Genomic DNA, 24,990 nt, shown 5'->3' with positions numbered 1-24,990 from the left:
CGACGGCCTCACTCGTCGGGAGCGACGGGTACGGCCCTGCTTCCTTCCTCTTCTCCGCCTTCTTCTTCGCCGCCTTCCTCTCCGCCGCCACCCTCTTCGCCGCCTCCCTCTTCTCCGCCTTCCTCTCCGCCGCCGGGCATGCCGCATCCGGCGAGACCGGCGGCGAGTCCAGCGAGCGAGACCTGTAGGAATCGTCGGCGCGAGCGTCGTGCCATGCGACCGCTTCGGTCGCGGTGTCCGAAAAAGGACCGCACCGTTCCACATCGTTCGACGGGTTGCAGTCGTTCGTCGGACGTAACGAGCCATTCCAGCGCTCACCGGCGAATCAGGCCCCGACCGACCGAGTCGAACCGGCGTTCGGTCGGAACGCAAACCGTTTTTCCATTCGGAAGGTATTTTTTCCCGTATCCGAAATAGACTGGTAATGAGTACGCAGTCTACGGAGGACCGCATTCTGTCGGTCCTCGAAGAGGACGCTCAGGCGTCCTACGCCGAGATAGCCGACCGGGCGAACGTCTCGAAGCCCACGGTCCGGAAGTACATCGAGAAACTGGAGGAGGAGGGGGTCATCGTGGGGTACTCCGCCGAAATCGACCCGAAGAAACTCTCCAGCAAGTCCATCGCGATGGTGGGTATCGACGTCGCCAGCGAGGAGTACGTCGAAGCGACTCGGGAGTTGAAGAATCTGGACGAGGTCGAGACCCTCTACTCCTCGTCGGGCGACCACATGCTCATGGCCGAAGTCCGCGCCGCGGACGGGGACGCGGTCGGAGACGTCATCAGCGGGAAGATTCTCGACATCGAAGGCGTGACGGCCGCACACCCGTCGTTCCTCCAAGAGCGACTGAAGTAGCGCCGCGGACTAACCGATTCACTCGGGGTGGACACCGCGTTCCGCATCGAAGCCGAACTGTTCGTCGGGACGCTGAGTGCCGAGTCTCTCGATATCACCGGTTCTCGGACCACCGACTGCACAAACGATAGAAAATCGTCGGCACGTACGACGGAGAACCGTCCGCCCGTAACTCGAACCACGTCTCCACGCCGAACGTCAGGAGGCCCCGTCAGTCCGCGGCCGATATCTCGACGGACTCCAGAGCGCGCTGGATGCGCTCGGACGCCTCGGCCAGTCGCTCGGCGCTGTTGGCGTACGACACTCGGAGGCACTCCTCGGCGTTCGTCCCGAAGTCCGGCCCGGGCGTCATCGCCACGCCAGCGTCTTCGAGGAAGAAGTCCGCGGCGTCGAAGGCGTCGCCCGGCAGGTCGCTCACGTCCACGAGCAGGTAGTACGCCCCGCCCGGCGTGTACCCCATGCTCAGGCCCCAGTCCTCGACTTCGCTCACGAGGTAGTCCCGGCGCTCGCGGTAGGTGTTCCGGACCTCGTCGAGGAAGTCCGCGCCGGATTCGAGCGCCGCGATACCGCCCGACTGGACGAAGTTGGGCGCGCAGATGAGCGTGTTCTGGGCGATTCGGTTGACGTGCCCGACGTACTCCGGCGGCGCGACCATCCACCCGAGTCGCCACCCGGTCATGGCGAACCGCTTGGAGAAACCGTCGAGGACGAACGCGTCGTCGGTGTACTCCAGCACGGTGTGGTCCTCGCCCTCGTAGGTCAGGCCGTGGTACACCTCGTCGGAGATTACGGTCGCGTCCGCCTCGTCGGCCAGTCCCACCAGTTCCTCCAGCGTTCCGCCGTCGAGGACCGCGCCGGTCGGGTTCGCGGGCGAGTTGAGCAAGAGCGCTTCCGTATCAGAGGTTATCGCGCGGGCGAACTCGCTCACGCGGGGCCGGAACCCCTCGTCGGCCGACAGCGGCACCGTCGAGATGCGGCCGCCGGTCTGGCGGACGAAGTTCGGGTAGCAGGCGTAGTAGGGGTCGGTCAGGACCACCTCGTCGCCGGGGTCCACCAGCGTCGAGAACGCCAGCAAGAGCGCGGGCGAGGACCCGGAGGTGACGACGATGCGCTCGGGCGAAACGTCTACGCCGTACTGCCGGTCGTAGTAGTCCGCGATGGCGCGTCGGAGTTCCGGTTTGCCCTTCGAGGAGGTGTAACTCGTCTCGCCTGCGCGGAGCGCCGCGACTGCTGCCTCGGTGACTGCTGCGGGTGTGTCGAAGTCGGGTTCGCCTACTTCGAGATGTACCACGTCGTCCATGCGATTGGCCCGTTCGAGTACGTCCATCGCGGCGAACGGGGTCGTCCGAGTCGCGCGCTCCGATACCATGTGCAGTGGAGAACGGGACTAGGCATATAAAGCTTCGATGTGACAGTCAGTATTTGCCGGGGTGCCCCGGACGTAGTACCTACGACGATACCGATATTGAGAGCGGCGACCGGCCGATAATATTACTTGTGAGACGTTGTCTTTGACCGCGGTAATTAACAACAAGGGAATCGTATCCGGGCGTTGCATCACGGGGAAGCAATGAAACAGACACGCAGAGGGTTCTTAAAGGCGACTGGAGCAACGGGTGTGGCCGGAATCGCGGGGAGTGCGTCCGCGCTGGCTCAGAACCAATCGATCACGTTCTACAACGCCGGGAGTTTGGAGTTCGACCCCGGCACCGAACAGAACATCAGCCGGTTCGAGGACGAGACCGGTATCACGGTGAACGTCAACGAGGTGCCGTGGCAGAACCTCAAGACGACGCTCATCACGCAGTGGCGAAACCAGAGCAGCGACGCCGACGCGTTCAACGGGCCGACGTGGTGGCTCGGCGACTTCGTCGCCGCCAACTGGGTCGAACCGCTCGAACTCGGTGACGACCACATGAGTAACTTTCCGGACAACCTCCGGAGCCTCGTCACCTTCGACGGACAGACCTACATGGCCCCGCAACTCGGCAAGTGGGGGTCGTACCTGTACGACGCGCAGTATCTGAGCGAACAGGGCGTGGACTCGCCGCCGAGCACGTGGGACGAGGTCGTACAGATGGGCGAGCAGTTGAGCAGCGGCGACAAGTCCGGGTTCGGCTTCACGTGGGCGAACAAGGACGTGTTCACGTTCAAGCAGTTCCTCTACCAAGCGGGCGGACAGTTGTTCAACGACAACAACGAACCGCAGTTCACCAGTGACGCCGCCGTCGGTGTCTTTCGGGACTTCATCACCCCGCTCCGAGAACGAGGGGTCATCCCCGACGGACTCCAGAGCATGGGCGAAGGCGGCGTCGGCGACGCGTTCATCGGCGGACAGTTCGCCACCGTCGAGTCGTGGACGCCGCTCGGAGCGCGAGCGCTGGGAGAAGACAACTGGGGTGCCGAACGACTCGGCGTCGCCCGCCCGCCGGAGGGACCGGAGTCCCGCGCCACCTTCCAAGACACGAACGGAGTCAGCGTCTCGGCGTTCTCCCAGAACAAGGACGCCGCCAAGCGGTTCGCGAAGTTCATGTCCACGACCCAGTCGTGCAAGACGGACATGCTCGTGGAGGGCAACCCGGCCGCGATTCCCGCGGTGTACGAGGACTCGGAAATCCGCGACAAGTATCCCGGCAAGTGGCTCGACGTGAACAAGTTCAACCTGCAGAACGCCGAGAGCGAGATTTACCGCGCGCAACCGCAGGTGGACGACATTCTGTCGAACCAGATCACGCCAGCGCTCCTCGGGGAGAAAGAACCGCAGGCGGCGCTCCAGCAGGCTCAGGAGGAGGTCACGTCGCTCTACGAGAACCTCGGCATACTGTAAGCGCCGAGGCCTCGCCTTCCGAGGTGATTTCGACTCGTGTCAGCGTCAACGCAACGATTCAAACGGCTGTTGGACCGGTTGTTCGTCCCGCTCACGCTGGGCCCGACGCTTATCTGGATAGCCGCCATCATCGTCTACCCGACGCTTCAGTTGTTCTGGTCCAGTCTCTTCTTCGTCGACCCGATAACCGGCCAACGCCAGTTCGTCGGCCTGGAGAACTTCAGGGACCTCCTGTTGGGCGACGGTCTGCTCGGGGTACTGAACCCGGAGTTCGTCAACTTCACGTGGAACACCATCGTCTACGTTGGGTTCAGCGTCTCCATCTCGTTCCTGTTGGGACTCGGTATCGCCATCCTGTTGAACAAGGACTTGGCGGGTCGCGGCTGGCTGCGCACGGCGGTCATCGTGCCGTGGATCCTCCCGTACGTGATGAGCGGGTTGATCTGGCGCTGGATGTTCCAGACCCAGTACGGCGCTATCAACGCCGTGCTCGTGAGACTGGGCCTGATCGCCGACCGCATCGCGTTCCTGTCGGACGGGACGCTGGCGATGATGGCGCTGATAATCGCGGACGTGTGGGTGTTCACGCCGTTCATCATCATCATCCTGCTCGCGGGCCTCCAGAACGTCCCGGAGCAGTTGTACGACGCCGCGGAAGTGGACGGCGCGAGTCGCTGGTCGCGCTTCTGGAACGTCACCTACCCGTTCCTCAAGCCCTCGATTCTGGTCGCGCTCACCATCCGCATCATCTTCGACATCCGCGCGCTCGACCTCGTCTGGGTCATGACGCAGGGCGGTCCCGGCAAGGAGACCGAGGTCTGGGCCTCGTGGCTCTACCGCACCGCGATGGTGTTCAACACGCCCGGGGAGGGCGCGGCGCTCGGCGTCGTGCTGCTGGCGGTCACGTTCGCCATCGTGGCCGTGCTGTACAGTGTCTTCGGTGGGTCACCCTACGAAACATGAGTACGAAAACATCGTATCTGGACCGATTGCGGGACAGTTTCGGACTCGACACGGAGAACGAGTGGCCGAGCGTCGTCCGCGAGCGACTCGTCGCCTACGGCCTGCTCGGCCTGTACGTGTTCGTGGTGTGGTTCCCCATCTACTACATCTTCGTCACCAGCTTGAAGCCGACGTCGGCGGTGGTTAGCCTCCCCGTGACGTTCTTCCCGGCCGAGCCGACGGTGTCGAACTACGTCGAAATCTTCGCCAATCGGCCGTTCGAGCTGTACACCTTCAACAGTCTCGTGGTAGCGAGCGTCACGACAGTCATCGTCGTCTCGCTCGGGACAGTCTCTGGCTACACGTTCTCGCGGTACGACTTCCTCGGCAACAAGGCGTTGCTCCTCTCCATCGTCGGCGCGCGGATGATTCCGCCCATCGCGCTCATCGTCCCGTTCTTCCAGATAATGTCTCAGCCGCCGCTCGTCGGCGGTCTCACAGGCAGTCTCTACGACACGAGAATCGCGCTCGTCCTGACGTACACGTTCTTCAATCTCCCGTTCGCGGTGTGGATAATGAAGAACTACTTCGACGGGGTCCCCCGGAGTCTGGACGAGCAGGCACAGGTAGACGGCTGTTCGACGTGGGAGGGGTTCGTGAAGATCATCCTCCCGGTCGCCAAGCCCGGCATCGCGGCGACCGCGATTCTGGCGTTCATCTTCTCGTGGAACGAGTTCGTCTTCGCGCTCGTCCTCACCTCGTCCGAGCAGGCCCAGACGCTCCCAATCGCCGTCTCGCTGTTCGTCGCCGACGACTTCGTCGATTGGGCGCATCTGGCCGCGGGCGGGATGATTGCGGCCCTGCCGGGCATCCTGTTCGGCCTCTTCTTCCAGCGGTACATCGTCAGCGGACTGACTCAAGGAGCTGTCAAGGAATGAGGGAAAACACATGGCCGAAGTAACGCTCGACGAACTGGTCAAGGAGTTCGAGGACGTGGTCGCGGTCGATCACGTCTCGCTCGACATCCCCGACGAGAGCTTCACGGTCCTCGTCGGCCCGTCGGGATGCGGCAAGACGACGACGCTGCGACTCGTCGCCGGTCTCGAACGCGCCACCGACGGTCTCGTCTCTATCGGCGGCGAGGTGGTCAACGACAGGCGCGCCTACGAGCGGGACATCGCGATGGTGTTCCAGAACTACGCGCTCTACCCCCACAAGACCGTCGAGGAGAACATGCGCTTCGGTCTCGAACAGCAGGGGACCGACGAGGAAGTCATCGAGGAGCGCGTGGCCGAGGCGGCCGAACTCCTCCAGATAGGGGAACTGCTCGACCGCAGGCCCTCGGAACTGTCGGGCGGCCAGCAACAGCGCGTGGCCCTCGGCCGCGCCATCGTCCGCGACCCCGACGTGTTCCTGATGGACGAACCCCTCTCGAATCTGGACGCCAAACTCCGAGTCCAGATGCGCGCCGAACTCAACAAACTCCACGACGAACTCGACACCACGACGGTGTACGTCACCCACGACCAGATCGAGGCGATGACGCTCGCGGACCAAATCGCCGTCATGGACGCCGGAGAGATTCAGCAGGTCGGGCCGCCGACGTTCGTCTACGCGAATCCCCGGAACATGTTCGTCGCTGACTTCCTCGGGAGTCCTTCGATGAACTTCCTCGAAGGCGACCTGCGCCGGGGCGACGCCGGACTGGTGGTCGATTACGGCACATTCGAACACGACGTGTCCGAGGCCCACCGGTCGAAGGTCGAACACCGCGTCGGCGAACGACTCGTCCTCGGCGTCCGACCGGAGAACGTCGGCGTCGCCGAGGAAGGCTACCCCGCGACGGTGGAAGTGGTCGAACCGCAGGGCGAGAAGACCGTCCTCGAGTTGACAGTCGGCGAGGACCGGACGATACACGCCTCGGTCGAACCCGACGTGGACGTGAGCGTCGGCGAGGAGGTTCGGGTCGCGTTCGACCGGTCGAAACTCCACTACTTCGACCCCGGGACCGGCGAGTCACTGACCTTCTCCGAGCAGACGTCCGACGCGGCCGACCCGGTCGCGACCGAGCGATGACGCCCCGGTGGGGCCGACTCGGCCGCCGGATTCGCTCGGCGGCGTCACCGCTGCTCGTGTTCGCCGTCGCGCTGACTGCTACCGCGGTCTACGGTTACCTTCGGGGGGCGTACCTGACCGCGATAGCCGTCGGCGTCGGTGCCGTGCTGACGAGCGTCTTCGTCCTGTTGACTCGGAACTGACGCCCGCGAGTCGCCTCTCGCCCCACCGGAGACCACAAGGATTGGGTTCCCGCAGTCCCTACACACGTGCGATGGCCACCTATCAGCGCGAGGTCCGAGTCGTCGCGCCCCTCGACGAGGTGTGGGAGTTCCACTCCCGAGTCGGCGGACTGGAGGCGCTCACGCCCGACTGGATGCACCTCCGGGTCGAGGACGTCCGCGGACGGGACGGCAGCGAGCGTGACGCCACCGCTGTGCTAGACCCCGGAACGGAGGTTCGGATGTCACTCAGGCCGTTCGACGTCGGACCCCGTCAGCGATGGACGTCGCGCATCACCCGCCGAGAGGAGGGCGACGGCACCGCCGTCTTCGAGGACGTGATGGAGGGCGGCCCGTTCCCGACGTGGCGACACACCCACTCCTTCTACGCGGTTAGCGACGCCGAGACCCTCGTCAGGGACCGAGTGCAGTACGAACTCCCGGTGGTCCGGGACCTGCTCGGGTCGCTCGGTTGGCTCGGATTCGAGCCGATGTTCCGGGACCGCCACCGCCGGACCAAACGGCTTCTGGAGACCGGCGTCCGCTGAACTCCGATAGCGCTCACGTGCCGACGATTAGCGGGCCGAGTAACACCCCCATCAGGTGGACTCGGCGCGCGCCGTACCTCGCCGGGACGAGTCCCACGAGCGTCGCCACTCCGAGGACGACGACGCCGAGGAGACCGGCGAACGACCAACTGAGTCCCGCCAGCAGAACGAGGACTCCCGTCGAGAGTCGGAGTTGGTCGAGGGCACCCACCGTCCGGAGGTAGCGGTCGCCGACGCCGAGGACGAGCAGGAACCCCGCGACGCCCGCGATTCCGGCGGTGGCGAGCAGGAGCGGGAGGTTCACCGGAGCGTTCGCTTCTCGGAGCGCCACCATGACCCCCGTTCTCGGCGTGCCGAGCGCCGCCAAGGCGAAGAGCGCGAAGACGGTGTTGGCGGTGTTGACGCCGCTGGTCGCCACCACGAACCCGCGGGCCTCGGTGGAACCGGGGAGGACTGCGAGCGCCAACACCGCGGCGACGGCGGCCGAGACGCCCGGCAGGTAGCCCACGACCGCACCGGCGACGCTCCCGGCAAGCGCGGTCACCGCGACGGTTCGCCGCGACGTCGCGACGGTGGCGTCGTCCTGTTCGGGGACGCCCGACCCGGAGGCGGCCTCCAGCAGGACCGGGGCGCCGAACAGACCAGCGAACAGCGGCGTGAGCATTCCGCCGGCGTCGAGCGGCGCGGCGGGGGACAAATCCAGCGTGGCGTGACCGAGCGTCGCGCTTCCGAGGAAGGCCGCCACGCCGCCGACGAACGCTCGAACCGATCCCTCAGTGAGCAGGAGGACGGCGACGACGACGCCGAGAACGACCGGGAGGTGGGCGCGCACGACCGGGTAGGCGACCGTCATGCCGTGCGTGACGGGAACCGCGAGGGGGACCGCGAACGCGACGGCCAACCCGCTCCCGAGCGCCGAGAGTCGCACCGCCTCCCGACCCCGTCCCGCAATCACGAGGCGGTGGCCGGGTAACGCGGTGGCGGCCATCGCGGCGTCCGGGACTCCGAGTGCGAGGGCGGGCACCGCGTCGAGGAACGAGTGGACGACGCCCGCCGCGAGCATCGCCGCGCCGACGAGTCTCGGCGGACCGGGAACCGCGGGCGCGACCGACGCCAGCAGCAGCGCGAGGTTGTTGACGTGCAGGCCGGGCGTGAGTCCGCTGACCGTCCCGAGCGCGACGCCACCGAAGACGAACGCCAGCGCCGTGGCCGACGCCACCGGACCGAACGCGAGTCGAACGCCGAGCGTCTCCATCGAGGCACTTTCGTCCCGGTTTCGGATTTAAACGTTCGTGGGCGAGAGGCCCGCCCGCTCACAGCCAGTACGGACGGCAGTATCAGTCATCTGGAGTGGCCGCCGACAACTGCTCCAACCGAAAATTTACGTGACAGTGACGGGGTACACCCGAAGTATGCCCGGAGACAGCGGTGCCCCCGGCGAGGACATACAGGCCAGCGGGTCCATCAGTCGCGTCGTCGCAATCCCGTTCGCCTTCGTCGGCGCTATCGCCGTCATCGTCCTCGTCCTGAGGGGTGCGGAGACGGTGAGCGAATACGTCCCAGAACTCCCGTTGGTCGTCGACGCCCTCGCACTGACGGCGGTCGGCGGTCTCCTGTTCTACGGCGCGTTTCGCCTCAGCGACGCGATTCGCGGGTGAGTGCCGTTCGTCCGTACTCGTCGCTCGCGGGTGACCCACCGTCGGGGGCGTCGCGACCGCTTCCATGGCTACCGCTACCCGAACTGAGCGCGAAAGAAATCGAGTTCCGTGAAATCGAGTTCCGAGAAGTCGAGACGGCTTACCCGAAGAGTTCGCCGAGACCCTCGCCGCTGGCCTCGTCGTCCTCGTCGTCGCCCTCGTCTTCCTCGGCGGCTTCCTCTTCTTCCTCGGCGGCTTCCTCTTCCTCGGCTTCCTCGGCACCGCCCTCTGCGGCAGCGCCACCCGCGGCGGCACCGCCGGCGGGCACGGCCGCGGCCTGCTCGACGGCGTCGTCGATGTCGACGTCCTCCAGCGCGGCGACGAGCGCCTTGACGCGGGATTCCTCGACGTCGACGCCAGCAGCGTCGAGCACGTTGGTGAGGTTGTCTTCGTTGATCTCTTTGCCCGATTCGTTCAGGATGAGTGCAGCGTAAACGTATTCCATGGGTAGTAGTTTTTGGGAAGTTGGTTATCCGAACATCGCACCGAGAGCGTCACCGTCGCCTTCGTCGTCATCGTCGTCGTCGGCTTCGTCTTCTTCGGCGTCGGCCTCGTCCTCGGGTTCGGATTCGGTGTCTTCGTCAGTCGATTCTTCGTCGGCGGCGCCTGCGGCGGGAGCCTCCACGTCGGAGAGTTCCTCGGGCAGGGCCTCCTCGTCGTCAATCTGCGCAGCGAGCGCGCGAAGCTGTCCGTCGGCCTTGCTCACGAGGTCCGGCACGACGTCCGGACTCTCGATTTCGGCCTGCAGGCCGAGGCTCTTGGCCTCGCCCTCGGCCTTCTGGACGAGCGTCGGCGCGGTCTGGGCAGTCGGGTAGGTCGCGTTGACCGAGAGGTTCCGAGCGCGGGCCGCGGCGGACTCGATGTCCGCGCGGTACTCCTCGACGTCGATGGCCAGTTCGTCGGCCTCGAAGAGGACGCCGTCGGAGAACACGCCTTGGAGGTCCAGTCCCACTTCCTTCGGCTCCATGCCGAGTTCCGCGAGGACGTTGGCCAGTTCCTCGGACACCTCGTCGCCTTCCTCGGCGACGACGCTGTCCTCGGTGACGTGGATGGACCCTTCCATGATGCGCGCCGACGCGCCGATGCTCTGGAGTTCGCCCACGAACGGACCCGGGTCGACGCCCGTGTCACCCTCGGGGATGAGGATGTCGTTGGGCGCGACTTCGCCCGCGCTGATCGGGGCCGGACTCTTCGACGCTTCGAGCTGTTTGTACAGTCCGAAGGGGTTGTCGTTCGTGCCGATGAGTCCGACTTCGCCGGAGACGTACTGCTTCAGCTCTTCGATACCCTCGTTCACTTCGTCGAGGGCGCGGTTGACGAGCGTGTTCCGGCTGATGCGGAGTTCGGCGCTCCCGTGAAGGTTGCGGCGCATCGTCTGCAACTGCTTGGACGGAATGCCCGCAACCTTGACGATGCCGACGCTGCTGTACCCTTCGAGCAGGTCCACGATGTCGTCGACCTCCTCTTGCTTCCACTGGGGTATGGTCTCCGTCTTGCGTTCGGCTTCGGCTGACATCTTAGGCTACCTCCACGGAGGGGCCCATCGTCGTCTTCACGTAGATGGTGTCGATGTTGAGTGGACCCTTCTCCAAGTTCGCTTCGAGGCGTCGGAGAATGACGTCGATGTTGTCGGAAATCTCCTCCGCGCTCATGTCCTCCGCGCCGACGCGGGTGTGGAAGGTTCGCCGGTCGCCGCTCCGAAGCTGAACCACGTTCTTCATCCGATTGACGGTCTCGACGACGTCGTCGTCGGGCTGGAGCGGTTCGGGCATCTTCCCTCGCGGGCCGAGGATGGTACCGAGGTACCGACCGATGTCTTGCATCAGCGACGCTTCCGCGATGAAGAAGTCGGTCTCGTCGGCGAGGTCCTTCGCTTCGTCGTCGTCGTCACCGAGGTCTTCGAGGTCGTCTCCATCGAAGACTTCGTCGGCGACGTCTTCTGCGCGCAGGGCGGTCTCGCCCTCCGCGAACACGACGATTTTCGTCTCCTGTCCGGTTCCGGCAGGAAGGACGACACTTTCGTCTACACGGTTCGACGGCTCGTTCAAATCGAGGTCGCGCAAGTTAATCGCGAGGTCTACCGTTTCGCGGAAGTTCCGCTCTGGGGAGTCCTCGAGTGCGCGAGAGACTGCTTGCTCTATCTCCTGATCTGCCATTGTTCACCTCCGTAGTACGCAGGACGCTCCTACGGGTCAGTGAAACAGGCTAGGCCTGTCTCGTTCCGGAAGAAGGGTCATCTGGAACTTAAACCCGTCGAAGCAGTGGCGAATCGGGCCGTAACTCGTTACCACGCCGTCACCGAAGACAGCGTGTGGCCGAGGTACTCTCCTCGATACTGGTCGGGTCGCTCAGCGCGGCGCTGGCGGTCGTCCACCTGTTCGCCGGTCGCCTCCACTTCCGGGCCGTCCCACGGAGCTACTGGCTCTCGTGGGCGGGCGGCGTCTCGGTGGCCTACGTGTTCGTCCACGTCCTCCCGGAGTTGGGCGAGCACCAGCGGGCGTTCGAGGAGACGGCGTTCGCGTTCCTCGAACGTCACGTCTACCTCCTCGCGCTGGCGGGGTTCGCGGCGTTCTACGGACTGGAACGCCTCGCCCAGCAGTCCCGGAGTCCCGAGACCGTCGGCGGTGAGCGGACCGAAACCTCTGCGGGCGTCTTCTGGGTTCACGTCGGGTCGTTCACGGCGTACAACGTCCTCGTCGGCTATCTGCTCGTCCACCGAACCGAGGGCGGACCGGCGAGTCTCGCGCTCTTCGTCGTCGCCATGGCGCTGCACTTCGCCGTGAACGACCACGGACTCCGCAACCACCACCACGACGCCTACGACGACACGGGTCGGTGGCTGCTCGCCGGTGGCGTCCTCGCGGGGACCGTCGTCGGGATAGCGACCACGGTCACGGCGGCGGCGGTGTCGGCCCTGTTCGCGCTCCTCGCTGGCAGCGTCATCCTCAACGTCGTCAAGGAGGAACTCCCCGAGGAGCGCCAGAGCAACTTCTGGGCGTTCGGCGGCGGGGCGGCAGTCTACGCGGCCGTCCTGCTGTTCGTCTGAACGCGCGAACGACGAGCGACGAACTCGCGCTCAGTCGAGATTGCGCTCAGTCGAGAACGTCGGCGAGCGCGTCCATCGTGCGCTCGACGCGCTCTGCGTCGGCGTTGTAGCCCATGTGACCGACCCGGAGTACGTCGTCCGCCAACTCGCCGAGACCGGTCGCGACCACGATATCGTGGTCGGTTTCGAGGCGGTGCTGGAACTCTTTCGCCCGCCCTTCGGTTCGGAACGCAGTCACGGTCGGCGAACAGAGTGATTCCGATTCGGCGAACGGTTCGAGTCCGAGGTCCCGACCGCGCTCGCGGCACTGGCGAGCGACCTCCTCGTGGCGGTCGTAGACGTTCTCGACGCCCTCGTCGAGCAGTCGGTCCAGCGACGCCTCCAGCGCGTAGAGGTTCGAAATCGCGTGCGTGTACGGCAGGTGGGGCGGTTCGTCCTCGGGCAGTTCCACGTCCTGCCACGGCGCGAGACTGGTGTAGAAGGTGTCCTGCTCGGTCTCCTCGACCGTCGCCCACGCCCGGTCGCTGACCGACAGCGTCGTCAGTCCCGGCGGGGAACTCAGACACTTCTGTGACGCCCCCAGACACACGTCGATGCGGTCGGTGGGGACCGGAGTCCCGCCGAGCGACGAGACGGCGTCGACGACGGTCAGAACGCCCGCGTCCTGCAACGTCGCCAGCACCTCGTCGAGGTCGTTCAGGACGCCGGTCGGCGTCTCGCAGTGGACCATCGTCGCGGCGGCGAAGTCGCGGTCCTCGACGATGTCCGCCACTTCGTCGGCGTCGAACCCGGAATCGGACGGCACGTCGTGGACCACGGCCTCCCCGCCGTGCATCTCCACGAAGTCCGCGAACCCCTCGCCGAAGATGCCGTTCGCTAGACACAGCACCTCGTCGCCGGGTTCGACCAGCGAGGCGACGCTGGCCTCCAGTCCGAGCATCCCCTCGCCGCTCAGCACGAGGACGTCGTCGTCGGTGTCGTAGACGGTCGCCAGTTTCTCCAGCAGACCGCGGTAGACCGACGAGAACTCGGCCTCCACGTCGGGGTTGATTAGCTGGCGACTCATCGCCTCGCGCACGTCCGGCGGGACGGCGGTCGGCCCGGGCGTCATCAGCAGTTCGTCGCGGTCGTCCATGTGCCCGAGTTGAACGCCGACCGTCTAAAGAGACCGTGTTCCGGCGAGCGGGTCGCCAGCGTTCGGTGAGGTCCGTACCTCCTCGTCTGGGGGACGGACTCCGGCGTTGGGAGGAGTTAATACGGCGTTGGCCGCGCAATCGGTCCCGAGGACAGTTACAACTGCGTGCGAAGACGTGAGACGAGGAGCTATCAGGAATACGACCTAGAGTCGCTACTGACGCCCTGCTGACAGGGACGTCCGTCGGCGCGCGGAGAACGAATTATTCCGAGACTGCCGCGTGACGGAGACGCGGAAGTCGCCGTCAGGAACCGACAGACGGACGACCCGCCGACTACCCTCTCGAAATTTTAGATAATTAAGCGGCAATTAGATTTATACAGGGACTATCGGAAAGACGAACACGTACATGGACGATGAACGTAACAGCGGGGCGACACCCGACCCGAAATCCCCGAACTCGGGCGGTCGCTCGCTGTGGAGTCGGTTCGTCGCCGCGGTGACGCCAGCGGCGGTTCGGCGGCGCTACGCGGTCAAGTTCACCCTCTCGATGACGCTGATAATTCTCGTCGTCGGCGCGGCCGGGGCGACGACGTACGTGGACGCGAGGAACGCGGCCCGCGACGAGGCGACGGCGCAGGTCGAGTCCACGGTGACGCTACAGGCCGACGCCCTGAGCGACCGGATAGCGGGACTCCGAACGCAGACTCGGACGCTGTCTGCCCAGCGGTCGCTCGCGACGGGCAACCGGACCGAGCAACGGCGGCGACTGGAGGCGGCCGCGAACCGGTCGTCGAACGGGGTGCGGGCGATGTATCTGGTGGACGCCGAGCGCGGCGTCGTCACCGCCAGTACGGAGCAGAACGTCGAAGGCCGGTCGCTCGACCGCGTGGAGGTGCCGTGGTCGAACGCGTCGGTCGCGTCGTCGTTCGAGAGCGAGGACGACGTGTGGACCTCCCACGCCTACGTCTCGAAGGCGACGCGGACCGACGAGAACTCGCCGAGGGACACGGACGACCACGAGTTCGTGGCGGTCGCCAGTCCCGTCGCGGGTGCCGACGGCACGTATCTGGTCGTGGCCGGTGGCATCGACGACAGGGTTCGCCAACTCCACCAACCGGCGACGAACCAGACGACGCTGATAGTGGACGCGGACGGCGAGACCGTGCTGAAGAGCGGTGCGACCGACGTCTCCTCCTCGGCCGTGCTGGCCGGGACCGGCGGCCTCTCGGAAACGAACGGTGACGGGTCCGCGACCGCCGAGACCACCGACGACTCCGGGACCTCGCCGGTCGCGGTGCAGGAGCGCGGGGACTACGTGCTGGCCTACTCGCCCGTCGAGGGCACCGACTGGGTCGCGGCGACGGTGATTCGCAAGCAGGAGGCGTACGCGCTGAGCACGGCGGTCGGCCGGGACATCGGCCTGCTCGTCGGCGCGACTCTGCTCTCGCTGCTGGGCGTCGGTCTGGTCCTCGGGCGTCGGACGGTCCGACCGCTGGCCGACCTCCGCGAGCGGAGTGAGCGGATGGAGCAGGGCGAACTCGACGTGAGCCTCGAAACCCAGCGCGGGGACGAGTTCGGCCGACTCTACGCCGCGTTCGCCAGCATGCGCGACGAGTTGCGCGACCAGATAGAGACCACCGAGCGACTCAACCGCCACCTCGAACGCAAGGCCGACGAGTACCACGGCGTGATGGCGGAGTGCGCCGACGGCGACCTCACCCGGCGGTTGGACCCCGAGAGCGACAACGAGGCGATGACGGCCATCGCCGAGGCGTTCAACGAGATGATGGCCGACATCGAGGCGACGATGGCCGACCTCAACGCGTTCGCCGACGAGGTCGCCACCGCCAGCGAGGTCGTGACCGCCTCCTCCGAGGAGGTGTACTCGGCGAGCGAGCAGGTCACCGACTCGATTCAGGAGATTTCGGCGGGCGCCGACAGCCAGAACGAGCAGTTGCAGACCGTCGCGGACGAACTCGGCGGCCTGTCGGCGACGACCGAGGAGATAGCCGCCTCCTCGAATCAGGTCGCCGAACTGGCGGCCGAGACCGCCGAGACCGGCCGCGAGGGCCGCGAGGCCGCGCGGGACGCGATTCGGGGCCTCGACCGGATAGAGACCGAGTCCGACGAGGCGGTCGCCCAGATAGAGCGACTCGAAGACGAAGTGACGGAGGTGGACGAACTCATCGAGTTCATCCGCGAGATTGCCACCCAGACGAACATGCTCGCGCTGAACGCCAGCATCGAGGTGTCGCGGTCCAGCACCGGCGGGGGCAACCCCGAGGGGTTCGCGGCGGTGGCGAACAAGATAAAGGACCTCGCGGAGGAGGCCAAAATCGCGGCCGAGGACATCGAACGGCGACTCGACCGAATCAAGACCCAGACCGAGCGCACCGGCGAGGAGGTCCAGTCGGCGAGCGACCAGATATCCGAACACACCGACTCGATATCCCGCGCCGTCGAGGCGCTCGAAGAGATCGCAGACTACGCCGAAGAGACCAACACCGGCATCCAGAGCATCAGCGAGGCGACCGAGGAGCAGGCCGACACCACCGAGGAAGTGGTCACGATGTTCGACGAGGTGGCCGGAGTCAGCGAGGCGACGACCGCGGAGGCGTCGAACGTCGCGGCGGCCGCCGAGGAGCAGACCGCGGCGCTCACCGCGGTCTCGCGCTCGGCCAACGACCTGACCGAGCAGGCCGAACGCCTCTCGGCGGCCCTCGACCGCTTCGAGACCGACGCCAGCGCCGAGCGGTCGCTCGCCGACGAGACCGACCTGCCGAGCGAGTCCGTGGAGGGACTCTCGCTCCCCGCGGACCCCGACGACCCGGAGGCGGTCCTCGACGGAATCGACGATGCGGGTGACGACGATGCGGGTGACGACGGCAACGCAGGAGAGGACGGCGCGGGGGATACCGGCGGCGAAGACGGAAGCGGCGACGCAGACGAGGACGGTGAGTCAGACCCGGAACGGGAAGGAAGCGGCGACGGGGTCGGTGACGACGGGGACGAACGACCGATCGAGTCGCCGGACTCGACGTAGACTCGGACGCTGACTTTCGGACCTATCTCACACGACGCCCGTCGCACCGAGCCGCTATTTCAGTCGGTCGGCCATCCGAATCCCGGGTCTCCCGAACACCGAGGCGACGGCGTCCGCGACGTACTCCGGGCGGTCCTCGGGCGTGTGGTAGGCCGCGCGAGCGAGCGAAGCCACGGCGGCGGGCGACCAGTAGTTCTCCTCCAAGTGCTTGCGGCCCTGTCGGTAGTAGGTCTGGCGGACCGCGGTCCGGCGAACCTCCGCCGGAAACCGGTCGTAGAGGTCGGCGTACTTCTCCACGAGGCGTTTCCGGCCTTCGACGTGCGCCCACGACGACGAGAGCGGGTTCTCGGGCTTGCCGCGTTCGACCAGCACGCGGTCCACGTAGTCGAAGTCCGTCCGGCGCGCGAGTTCGATTTTCATCCCGGAGTCGTCCGCGCCGTGGCGGTTGCCCAGCGGGAGCATCCCCGCCAACACGTCGGCGTCCACGAGCATCGTGGAGGGGATGGCCGGAAAGGTGTCGAGTCGGAGCGCGCGTTCGAGCGCGTCGCCCCGAACGGGGTCGTCGGGCCGAATCTCGCCCCACTCCTCGTCCCGGAGTCCGCAGTAGACGACCCCTGCGCCGTCGTCGGCGTCGAGTCGCGGCACTTGCGCCTCGAACTTCTCGGGCAGGAGTCGGTCGTCGTCGTCCAGAAACTGGACGTATCCGCCGGTCGCTCGCTCCGCGCCCAGACTTCTGGCGGCCTGCGGTCCCTCGTCGCGGTCCTGCGCGACGTAGGTGCAGTGGAGGTCCGGATTCTCGGCGTCGAAGGTCTCGACCACCGTGCGAGCGCGGGCCTCGCCGGACCCGTCCACGACGACGACCTCGACCGGGCGGTACGTCTGGTCGGCGACGCTGTCGAGCGCCGCCCGGAGTCGGTCGTTGCGGTAGTAGGTCGGCACGACGACCGAGACGGTCTCCTCGTCCCCCTCCATCGAACTCCCCGGAGTGCGTTCGACCGAGAGCGACTAAACCGCTGTGCCACCACTACTTTGGCGGTTTCCGTCGTCTCTCCTCGGAGTATGGCGTGGCAAACGGACGCGCTCGCGGCCCTCGACCGCCTCGCCGAGACGGGTCTCGACGCCGACCCCCGACTGGCCGACCGATACCGGGAACGACGCGCCGACCGCCGATTTCAATCCCAGTCGCTCCCGACCGAGCGCCCGACCGGCGACGCCCCGGACCACGTGGTCGTGGTCGTCGTGGACGCCCTCCGCGCCGACGCAGTGGAGAAAACACCTGCGGAGTCGGCGGACGACTCACGGTCCGGGGCGGCGGCCGACTCGGAGTCTGACTCGCTGGGCGCACCGACGCCCTTCCTCGACTCGCTGGTCGGAGGAACCGCAATCGCCCCGGCGACGTGGACCGTCCCGTCGGTCACGTCCATGTTGACCGGGCAGTACCCCCACAACCACGGCGCAGTCCGGCGGACCGACGACTTCGAGGATTCGGTCGCCGACGTCATCGGTCTCCCGCCGACCAGCGACGAGACGGGGGTCGCCGGGCGGTTCGCCGGGGCGGGGTACGACACCTACGCCGGGTTCGGCATGCTCGTCCCGTTCCTCGCGCTCTCGGGCCGGTTTTCGACGCACCGACTCCGCGAGGACGCCTCGGCCGACCGAGTGCTGGCCGACCACCTCCCATGGCTCGAACCCCGGCGCGACCGCCGAACGCTCTCGTATCTCCACCTCGCGGACCTCCACGAACCCGTGGCCCCGCCCGCCGACTACTGGGAAGCCCACGACGTGGACGCCTCGATTCCGGGGATTCGCGAGTGGCGCTACGAGGCGGTGACCGAGACCACGCCCGCCGCGGAACGCTACCGCGAGCATCGCCGCCGTCTCTACCGGGCCGCGGTCGAGTACGTGGACAACCGCCTCGCGGCCTACCACCGCCGTATCTCCGACCTGCTCTCCGGCGACGTCGCACTCGTCGTCGTCGGCGACCACGGCGAGGGGTTCTGGGAGCGCGCCGACCACGCCGCCCGGCGCTTCGCCGACTCCCGCCCGGCCTACTGCGTCGGCCACGGCGGCGCGCCCTACGAGGTTCTGACTCGGGTCCCGCTCCGGGTCTCGGGTCTCGACGCGTCCGCGACCTTCGAGGCGGAGCGTTCGTCGTCCGACCAAACTCCGGTCTCGCTGGTGGACGTGGCCCCGACGCTGGCCGACGCCGCGGGACTCGACCGGGACCCCGAAGCGGACCAAGAGGCCGACGGCGACTCCTTACTGAGCGGCGTCCCCGAGGACCGGACCGTGCTGGTCGAGAGCGCGCGCTACGGCTACGAGAAGAAGGCCGCCTACGCTCGCGGGTACAAACTCATCGCGTCCCGGGGCGACGACTACGCGGAGGGGTTCTCGGTACCCGACGGGGAGTCAGTCGAACTCCCGCCCGATGTCGAGTCCAACCTCCGCGACGCGTTGCCCGCGTTCCCGGGCGAGAGCGATAGTAGGACTTCGCCCCGCCGAGAGAACGAGGACTCTCCGAGCCGGTCGGTCGAGCGCCGACTGGCCGACTTGGGGTATCGGTGACGACTGAGGACGGTGGGTTATTCCCGAGCGATTTCCTCCTGACCGGCCCACACGCTTACTTTCCGCCGGAGCGTGATTCCCGTGGCATCGCTCCGAGACGGAGGCTGTCGAACGGGGACGACGACACGACTATGGCACGGATAGCAGTCGCGCACACGGACCTGATGGCGAAGGGCGGCGGCGAGGGCGTCTGCATGAACGTCCTCGAAGCCTTGCAGGACGACCACGACCTGACTCTGCTCACCCTGACCGACCCCGACCTCCAGGAACTGAACGACTACTTTCAGACCGAGGTTCGGGACGTGCGAGTCCGGACGCCCGCGTACGTCGAAGCGTTCCTCGATTGGTTGGACAACCCGCGGTACAACCTCCGGAACGCGCTCCTGAACCGGTTCGTCGCCCGCGAGCGCGACCGGTTCGACCTCGCGGTCGGGACCGACAACGAACTCAGCGTCGCGGAACCGCTGGTGCAGTACGTCCACACTCCGCGGTTCGCGCGCCTCGTCGTCTCCAAGCGCGTCGGCGAGGACGCCTTCGCCGACCACGCCTACGACCGGTTCAGTTGGCGCGTCGGCGGGTTCGACCCCGAGCGAATCCGGTCGAGTAGGGTCCTCTCGAACTCCGAGTGGATGGCCGACGTGGTGCAGGACGCCTACGGCGCGCGCCCCGAGGTGGTCCACCCGCCGGTGGACACCCGGGGGTTCGCCGAGCGCGGGGACCGACCGTGGAGCGAGCGCGAACCGGGGTTCGTCACCATCGGTCGCCTCGCCCGGTACAAGAACGTCCTCGACAACGTCGAGATAATCGACCGGGTCAGGGAGCGCGGTCACGACGTCCACCTCCACCTCGTCGGGCCGGGGTACGACGACGAGTACGCCCGCGAGGTGAAGCGCGCCGCCAGCGAACGCGACTACGTCAGCGTCGAGGGGGAGTGCTCCCGCGAGGAACTGGTCGAAATCGTCTGTCGGCACCGCTACGGACTCCACGGCAAGCGCCACGAGCACTTCGGGATGGCGGTCGCCGAACTCGTCGCGGGCGGCACCGTCCCCTTCGTCCCGGACAACGGCGGCCAGCGCGAAATCGTCGGGAGCGACCGCCTGACCTACGACACGGTGCCGGAGGCCGTCGAGCGAATCGACCGCGTGCTGTCGGACCCCGAGACCGCGAACGACCTCCGGCGGGACGCGGCCGAAATCGAGCGCGAGTACGGCCGCGAGCGGTTCCAGCGCGAGATTCGGCGGGTCGTGGCCGAGGCGCTCGGGTGAGGTCACGCGACGAGCGTGACCTCGCGTGGCGGAAAGGACTACGGACGTTCGAGGCGTGTCCTAGCGCGGTGAGGGCATGGATTCTAACGATTCCCGAGTCGGTAGACGGAGTTTCCTCAGGAAGAGCGCAGTCGCTCCCATCGGAGTAGCAGGCTGGGCCGCACAGGACGAACCCGAGCGCTCGCGGTACACCCGCCGGATGGCGCTGCGGTATCCCGAACGCCTCGGCGACGAGATACGCCGCAAGATAGTCCTGCTGACGGACCGAACCGACGACGACCCCGACGTGAGCGAAGTCGATACCTGCGGGTTCTCGAACTGGCCGCCGGAACGACTGACCGTCTGGGAGGGCATCCTCGTCGAGTGGGAGCCGCTGGCCGACGCCGTCGTCAACTTCGCGGACGTCGGCGAACTCGGTGGCTTCTTCGGGGCGAACCCCGAAGTTCGCGCCGAGCAGTTGGTCGAACGCGAGAGAATATTCGTGGACGAACAGGACACCCCGGTGGACCTCGGGACCCCGTACATCGTCAACGGGATTCAGGAGTGTCCGGGCGAGTTTCTCGGTCTCACCGCGACACAGCTTCCCGGTATCGACATCAGAACCGGTCCGGGCGTCAGTACCGACGGGTGAGACGGTCGGAGGCCACAATCCCTTTCCTCGTCTCCGTCGTTCCTCCGTCGGTCATGGCCTTGCGAACAGGAATCGTCGGCGCGGGCATCGTCTCCCGGAACAACCACCTCCCGGCGGTGAGTCGCAACCCCCGGACCGAACTCGCGGCGGTCTGCGACCGCGACGAGTCGGCCGTCCGGGAGGCGGTCGGGGAGTACGGCGGGCGGGCCTACGCGGACGCCGAGGCGATGTTCGCGGCGGAGGCCCTCGACTGGGTCCACGTCGCCACGCCGGTCCAGAGCCACTTCGACCTCGCCAGCGCGGCGGTCGAGCGCGGGATTCCGGTGACGGTCCAGAAACCCGCGACGACCACGCGCGAGGAACTCGACGACCTGCGGGCCCTCGCCGCGGAGAGGGAGGTCCCGGTCTCGGTCGTCCACAACTGGCTGTTCTACCCCGTGGTGCGCGACCTCCGGCGGTCCCTCGCCGCGGGCGAGTTCGGCGAGGTTCGCGCCGTCGAGGCCACCTTCTCCGGGGAGGGCCGCCCGGACGACACCTACCGCGGCGAGTGGGTCTACGACCTCCCCGGCGGCGACGTGGAGGAGGGGATGCCCCACTCGCTCTACCTGACGCTCGCGCTCGGCGGCGTGCCTCGCGACGCCGAGAGCGTGGACGTCCAGACCCGCGCGGTCCGCGACTACGACGGGTTCGATTACGACGGGACGACGCTCCAGTGGACCACCGACGACGACGCGCTCTGCTCGGTCACGTTCGTCGGCGGGTCCGCGCCGAACGACGAACTCCGAGTCCTCGGCACCGAGCGGTCCGCGACGGTGGACGTGCCGACCAACACCATCGACGCCCACGACGCCGACGAGGGACCGTTCCACCTCCTGAGCGAGCAACTCGGCCGGAGCGCGACCACGGGCCGGAGCGTCGTCCGCGGGGTCGCCGACACCCTCCGGGAGTACGGTCTGGACCGCGCGGAGGAGGCGCTGGACTACCACCGCGAGGACAGCGTGGACGGACACTACTACCTGTTCAACGAGGCCGCGAAGGCCCTCGAACGCGGCGACCAACCGCCGGTTCCGCTGGCGCACAGTCGGTGGGTCCTCGAACTGATGGAGCAGGTGCGCGAGGACGCCGCGGACCCCGCAGACACCGCGGGCGAGGACGCCGCGGCGGAGCGAGTGCGCGACGACGCGGCGACCGATTGAGTGCGCGACGACGCGAGGCCACCGAGCGATTTCGAATCCGGAGAACTCCGTCTCACGTCCGTCTGACGGTCGTCTGATAGGGTTTTTTGTCCGAATCTCCCCTTCTACCGACGTGGCAATCACGACACCTCCACGAGAACCCGACTCGATGCCCGTCGCCGAACGACACCACCCGCCCGCCGCGTCCGAACCCCTGAGCCGAACCGTCTTCGCGGCCCTCGCCGGTGCGGAAGGCGTCGAACCGACCGACCTCGACTTCGAACTCTACGACTACCTCGACCCGGAGGCGCTGGACGCCCTGTACCGTCACTCCTCGTCCGGCGAAGACTGGTCGGTCACGTTCGCGGTCCGCGACTACGAGGTCCGCGCCGAGAGCAGCGGGCGCGTCGCCGTCTACGAAATCGGGTGACGCGGGGCGCGACCCCGAGACGGAATCAGGTCCCGCTCGGCAGTCCGAGGTTCGCCTCCAGTTCCGCGTCCGCCCCGTCTAGCGCGTAGACCTGCTCGATTCGACGCCGGGCGTTCCGGCCGAGTCGCGCCCGGCGCTCGGGCGAGTCGAGTAGTTCGACCGCCCTCGCCGCGAACCCCGTCCAGTCGTCCGCCACCGCGACCTCAGCGCCCGGCCGGGCGTCCACGCCCTCGAACCCCGCAGCGGTCGCGACGACCGGCGCGCCCCACGCCATCGACTCCAGCACTTTGAGCCGCGTCCCTCCGCCGATTCGGAGCGGCGCGACCACCGCGGCGGCGTCTCGGACCGCCCGCCCGAGGTCGGGTATCTCGCCGACGAACTCGACGCCGGGTCTCGCGGCCAGTTCCCGCACCGAGTCGGGCGCGTCCCGGCCCGCGACGACGAAGCGGGCGTCGGGGCGCTCGGCCCGAATCCGGGGCCACGCCGACGCCGCGAACGTCGTGACCGCGTCCTCGTTCGGGAACCACCCGTACGACCCGAAGAACAGCAGGTCCGCGGCGTCCGAGTCGTCGCGGGCCGCCCGCCGGTCACGGACCTCGTACTCGGCGGGGTCGAGCGCGACGTGTTGAGTCGCTATCGGCGTCGAGACGCCCGCTTCGACCAGTTCGGCGCGGTCCTCCGACCCCAGCACCAGCACCCGGTCGGAGGCCTCGTAGACCGCGAGTTCCTCCCGGCGGAGTTGCGGGGTTTCCAGCGACAGTTCGGCCCGCGTTTCGAGGTCCGAGGCGAGAGTGCGGTACCGGCGGTGGACCGCGAACTCCACGACGTGCGCGTTCGTGACGAGCGTCGCGTCCGCCTCGTCCGCTGCGCGCCGGACCCCAGAATCCCGGAAGACCTGTCCAATGTACGGGTGCTGGGCGAGGACGGCGTCGGGCGCGAGGGAACGAATCCCGTTTCGGGCCGCCGCGACCATCGACGGCGACCCGAACATCGCCATCACGTCCGACCGGCCGGTCGCGTAGTTCCGGAGCTTTCGGAGTCGCGGCGGCAGGTCGCTCTTCGCGCGGGCGACGAGCCGAACCGACGCCGCGTGGTCCGCCAGCGACTCGGCGCGCCCGCGGTCGGACTCGTCCCCGTAGGCGACGACGTGGACCGCGTGGCCGCGCTCGGCCAGTCCGCGGACGAACCCGTGCGTGACGACCCGGTCGCCCGCGTTCGGGGGGTAGGGCGTCTCGCGCGCGAGGACGAGGACGGTCGCCACGCTACTCCCCCGCGCCGACGCACTCGGCGTACAGGTCGGCGATTTCTCCGGCGTGGTCGCGGAGGCGCTTCGGTTCGGTCACGCCCTCACGCAGGTCGGCCACGAGGTCCGGGTTCCGGGCGAGTCGCGAGAGCGCGTCCCGGAGTCCGTCGGCGTCGCCGACCGGGACGGTCAGGCCGTCCTCGCCGTCCCGGACCAGTTCGGCCATCCCGCCCACGTCGGCGGTCACCACCGGAACGCCCGAAGCGAACGCCTCCTGAATCACGAGGGGACTGTTCTCGTACCAGACCGAGGGGAGGACCAGCACGTCCATCTCGCGGTAGGGCGTCGCCCGGTCTGCGTACCACCCGTGGAACGTCGTCTCACCGTCGGCCAGTGCCGCCAGTCGGGCGTGGTAGTCGTCCGACTCGGGGTCGAACCGACCGAAGACGTGGAGGTCCGCCCCCTCGACTTCGCCCGCGGCCGCCGCGAGCAGGTGGACGCCCTTTCGCTCGGTGACGCGACCCGCGTAGCCGACCCGGAGTCGGCTGTCGGGGTCGAAGCCGGTGTCCTCGAAGCGCTCGACCCGAATCCCGTTCCGGCACTGTTCGACGCGCTCCGGGGACGCGCCGAACGCGACGAACGTCTCGCGGAGGAACCGCGAGGGCGCGACGAGTCGGTCGGTCGCAGAGAGGGCGTCCCGGAGCGCATCGTCCCGGCGCGCCACCGCATCGACCGCGGGGTCGCCGGTTGCGCGTCCCGCAGTCCCGCCGTCGGTCGCGCGCCCGTCCCCGACCGCGGCCCGCCGGTAGCAGTCGGCGCACTTCTCGACCGATTCGGGACCGGAGCAGGGTCGCTCCTCCGGTCGGTAGAGCTGTTCGCGGTGACAGATGGGCCAGAAGTCGTGGAGCGTGGCGACGCAGGCGACCCCGCGGGCCTCGCAAATGGCCGGGAGGGTCGCCGAGAGGTGCTTGAAGTGCTGGAGGTGGACCACGTCCGGGTCCCAGTCCGCGAGGACGCCACGGAACCGGTCGTCCACGGCAGGGCGCACCACCGCGTCGAGCGGTCGCCCGCCGACCGCGGGCGCGGTCTCACCGCCGGAGTCGGGCAAGTCGAACGTCTCCGCGTCGGGCCTCTCGCAGTCGGATTCGCGGAGCGAGTCGCTTCCGGACGACTCGTCCGCGCCGCGAGGTGCGGCGACAGCGACCTCGTGACCCTGCTCGGCGAGCGCCGCGGCGAGGTCGCGGGTGTAGAGTTCGGTGCCGCCGTAGGTCGCGGGCGGCAGGGCGTGGGCGACCTGCAGGACGCGCATCG

25 protein-coding genes are annotated in these 24,990 nt (G+C 67.6%); 15 read left to right on the top strand and 10 right to left on the bottom strand.

Features of this window, described 5'->3' with window-relative positions; all coding sequences use genetic code 11:
* Positions 1-8: 8 nt before the first annotated feature.
* Complete coding sequence (locus NGM06_RS11210) at positions 9-215, bottom strand: hypothetical protein (protein ID WP_254267044.1); 207 nt, start codon at positions 213-215, stop codon at positions 9-11.
* Between the two features lie 209 nt (positions 216-424).
* On the opposite strand from NGM06_RS11210, the gene lrpA1 reads away from it, so the two are divergent.
* On the top strand, positions 425-853 hold the full coding sequence (gene lrpA1, locus NGM06_RS11205; protein WP_254267043.1) for an HTH-type transcriptional regulator LrpA1: 429 nt from the start codon (positions 425-427) through the stop codon (positions 851-853).
* Between the two features lie 211 nt (positions 854-1,064).
* Here lrpA1 and NGM06_RS11200 read toward each other — a convergent pair whose 3' ends face one another.
* The gene (locus NGM06_RS11200) at positions 1,065-2,222 is read right to left on the bottom strand and encodes a pyridoxal phosphate-dependent aminotransferase (RefSeq protein ID WP_254267042.1); all 1,158 of its coding nucleotides are present in this window, start codon (positions 2,220-2,222) and stop codon (positions 1,065-1,067) included.
* A gap of 201 nt (positions 2,223-2,423) precedes the next feature.
* On the opposite strand from NGM06_RS11200, the gene NGM06_RS11195 reads away from it, so the two are divergent.
* The 6 genes from NGM06_RS11195 (at position 2,424) to NGM06_RS11170 (ending at position 7,446) form a co-directional block, all read left to right on the top strand.
* Positions 2,424-3,680, top strand: a complete 1,257-nt coding sequence (locus NGM06_RS11195; RefSeq protein ID WP_254267041.1) for a substrate-binding domain-containing protein — start codon at positions 2,424-2,426, stop codon at positions 3,678-3,680.
* Positions 3,681-3,716: 36 nt separating this feature from the next.
* Positions 3,717-4,643: a carbohydrate ABC transporter permease gene (locus NGM06_RS11190; RefSeq protein WP_254267040.1), complete on the top strand. Its 927-nt coding sequence runs from the start codon at positions 3,717-3,719 to the stop codon at positions 4,641-4,643.
* A complete protein-coding gene (locus NGM06_RS11185; protein WP_254267039.1) occupies positions 4,640-5,560 on the top strand; it encodes a carbohydrate ABC transporter permease in 921 nt (306 codons plus the stop codon). The genes NGM06_RS11190 and NGM06_RS11185 overlap by 4 nt, the downstream gene beginning before the upstream one ends.
* Positions 5,561-5,570: 10 nt before the next feature.
* The gene (locus NGM06_RS11180; RefSeq protein WP_254267038.1) at positions 5,571-6,698 is read left to right on the top strand and encodes an ABC transporter ATP-binding protein; all 1,128 of its coding nucleotides are present in this window, start codon (positions 5,571-5,573) and stop codon (positions 6,696-6,698) included.
* Positions 6,695-6,880, top strand: coding sequence for a hypothetical protein (locus tag NGM06_RS11175; protein WP_254267037.1), 186 nt, complete (start codon positions 6,695-6,697; stop codon positions 6,878-6,880). Before NGM06_RS11180 ends, NGM06_RS11175 begins: the two co-directional genes overlap by 4 nt.
* A gap of 71 nt (positions 6,881-6,951) precedes the next feature.
* On the top strand, positions 6,952-7,446 hold the full coding sequence (locus NGM06_RS11170) for an SRPBCC family protein (RefSeq protein WP_254267036.1): 495 nt from the start codon (positions 6,952-6,954) through the stop codon (positions 7,444-7,446).
* 13 nt (positions 7,447-7,459) lie between these two features.
* Here the strand turns inward: NGM06_RS11170 and NGM06_RS11165 are convergent, their stop codons facing one another.
* Positions 7,460-8,701: a tripartite tricarboxylate transporter permease gene (locus tag NGM06_RS11165; RefSeq protein WP_254267035.1), complete on the bottom strand. Its 1,242-nt coding sequence runs from the start codon at positions 8,699-8,701 to the stop codon at positions 7,460-7,462.
* Positions 8,702-8,858: 157 nt separating this feature from the next.
* Here NGM06_RS11165 and NGM06_RS11160 point away from each other — a divergent pair, with 157 nt between their 5' ends.
* Positions 8,859-9,104: a hypothetical protein gene (locus tag NGM06_RS11160; protein WP_254267034.1), complete on the top strand. Its 246-nt coding sequence runs from the start codon at positions 8,859-8,861 to the stop codon at positions 9,102-9,104.
* Between the two features lie 139 nt (positions 9,105-9,243).
* Here the strand turns inward: NGM06_RS11160 and rpl12p are convergent, their stop codons facing one another.
* The 3 genes from rpl12p to NGM06_RS11145 are packed head-to-tail and all read right to left on the bottom strand — an operon-like array spanning position 9,244 to position 11,299.
* Entirely contained in the window at positions 9,244-9,588 is a 345-nt protein-coding gene (rpl12p, locus tag NGM06_RS11155) for a 50S ribosomal protein P1 (protein WP_254267033.1), read from the bottom strand.
* Between the two features lie 24 nt (positions 9,589-9,612).
* Positions 9,613-10,659, bottom strand: coding sequence for a 50S ribosomal protein L10 (locus tag NGM06_RS11150; protein ID WP_254267032.1), 1,047 nt, complete (start codon positions 10,657-10,659; stop codon positions 9,613-9,615).
* 1 nt (position 10,660) lies between these two features.
* Positions 10,661-11,299, bottom strand: a complete 639-nt coding sequence (locus NGM06_RS11145; protein ID WP_254267031.1) for a 50S ribosomal protein L1 — start codon at positions 11,297-11,299, stop codon at positions 10,661-10,663.
* A 155-nt stretch (positions 11,300-11,454) separates the two neighbouring features.
* Between NGM06_RS11145 and NGM06_RS11140 the strand changes: the two genes are divergently transcribed.
* On the top strand, positions 11,455-12,189 hold the full coding sequence (locus NGM06_RS11140) for a hypothetical protein (protein ID WP_254267030.1): 735 nt from the start codon (positions 11,455-11,457) through the stop codon (positions 12,187-12,189).
* 46 nt (positions 12,190-12,235) lie between these two features.
* On the opposite strand, the gene NGM06_RS11135 is transcribed toward NGM06_RS11140, so the two are convergent.
* Positions 12,236-13,324 (bottom strand): pyridoxal-phosphate-dependent aminotransferase family protein, encoded by a 1,089-nt coding sequence (locus NGM06_RS11135; protein ID WP_254267029.1) that lies wholly within the window; start codon positions 13,322-13,324, stop codon positions 12,236-12,238.
* A gap of 409 nt (positions 13,325-13,733) precedes the next feature.
* Here NGM06_RS11135 and NGM06_RS11130 point away from each other — a divergent pair, with 409 nt between their 5' ends.
* Positions 13,734-16,370, top strand: a complete 2,637-nt coding sequence (locus NGM06_RS11130; protein ID WP_254267028.1) for a methyl-accepting chemotaxis protein — start codon at positions 13,734-13,736, stop codon at positions 16,368-16,370.
* 54 nt (positions 16,371-16,424) lie between these two features.
* On the opposite strand, the gene NGM06_RS11125 is transcribed toward NGM06_RS11130, so the two are convergent.
* Positions 16,425-17,342 carry a glycosyltransferase family 2 protein gene (locus NGM06_RS11125; RefSeq protein ID WP_254267027.1) on the bottom strand — a complete coding sequence of 306 codons (918 nt, stop codon included), beginning with the start codon at positions 17,340-17,342 and terminating at the stop codon, positions 16,425-16,427.
* 87 nt (positions 17,343-17,429) lie between these two features.
* Here NGM06_RS11125 and NGM06_RS11120 point away from each other — a divergent pair, with 87 nt between their 5' ends.
* From NGM06_RS11120 to NGM06_RS11100, 5 genes are all read left to right on the top strand, one after another.
* Positions 17,430-18,935, top strand: coding sequence for a sulfatase-like hydrolase/transferase (locus NGM06_RS11120; protein WP_254267026.1), 1,506 nt, complete (start codon positions 17,430-17,432; stop codon positions 18,933-18,935).
* Positions 18,936-19,066: 131 nt separating this feature from the next.
* A complete protein-coding gene (locus NGM06_RS11115; RefSeq protein WP_254267025.1) occupies positions 19,067-20,200 on the top strand; it encodes a glycosyltransferase family 4 protein in 1,134 nt (377 codons plus the stop codon).
* Between the two features lie 76 nt (positions 20,201-20,276).
* On the top strand, positions 20,277-20,831 hold the full coding sequence (locus tag NGM06_RS11110; protein ID WP_254267024.1) for a hypothetical protein: 555 nt from the start codon (positions 20,277-20,279) through the stop codon (positions 20,829-20,831).
* Positions 20,832-20,884: 53 nt separating this feature from the next.
* Positions 20,885-22,027, top strand: coding sequence for a Gfo/Idh/MocA family protein (locus NGM06_RS11105; RefSeq protein WP_254267023.1), 1,143 nt, complete (start codon positions 20,885-20,887; stop codon positions 22,025-22,027).
* Between the two features lie 112 nt (positions 22,028-22,139).
* The gene (locus tag NGM06_RS11100; RefSeq protein WP_254267022.1) at positions 22,140-22,436 is read left to right on the top strand and encodes a HalOD1 output domain-containing protein; all 297 of its coding nucleotides are present in this window, start codon (positions 22,140-22,142) and stop codon (positions 22,434-22,436) included.
* Positions 22,437-22,461: 25 nt separating this feature from the next.
* On the opposite strand, the gene NGM06_RS11095 is transcribed toward NGM06_RS11100, so the two are convergent.
* Both NGM06_RS11095 and NGM06_RS11090 read right to left on the bottom strand, forming a co-directional pair.
* Positions 22,462-23,697: a glycosyltransferase family 4 protein gene (locus tag NGM06_RS11095; protein ID WP_254267021.1), complete on the bottom strand. Its 1,236-nt coding sequence runs from the start codon at positions 23,695-23,697 to the stop codon at positions 22,462-22,464.
* A gap of 1 nt (position 23,698) precedes the next feature.
* Positions 23,699-24,988, bottom strand: a complete 1,290-nt coding sequence (locus tag NGM06_RS11090; RefSeq protein WP_254267020.1) for a glycosyltransferase family 4 protein — start codon at positions 24,986-24,988, stop codon at positions 23,699-23,701.
* Between the last annotated feature and the right edge of the window lie 2 nt (positions 24,989-24,990).

Origin of the sequence: Halorussus aquaticus (assembly GCF_024218795.1) — an archaeon.
In the GTDB taxonomy this organism is placed as follows: domain Archaea; phylum Halobacteriota; class Halobacteria; order Halobacteriales; family Haladaptataceae; genus Halorussus; species Halorussus aquaticus.
Note: the sequence above shows the minus strand (reverse complement) of the source record. Positions and strands in the feature narration are given on the sequence as shown.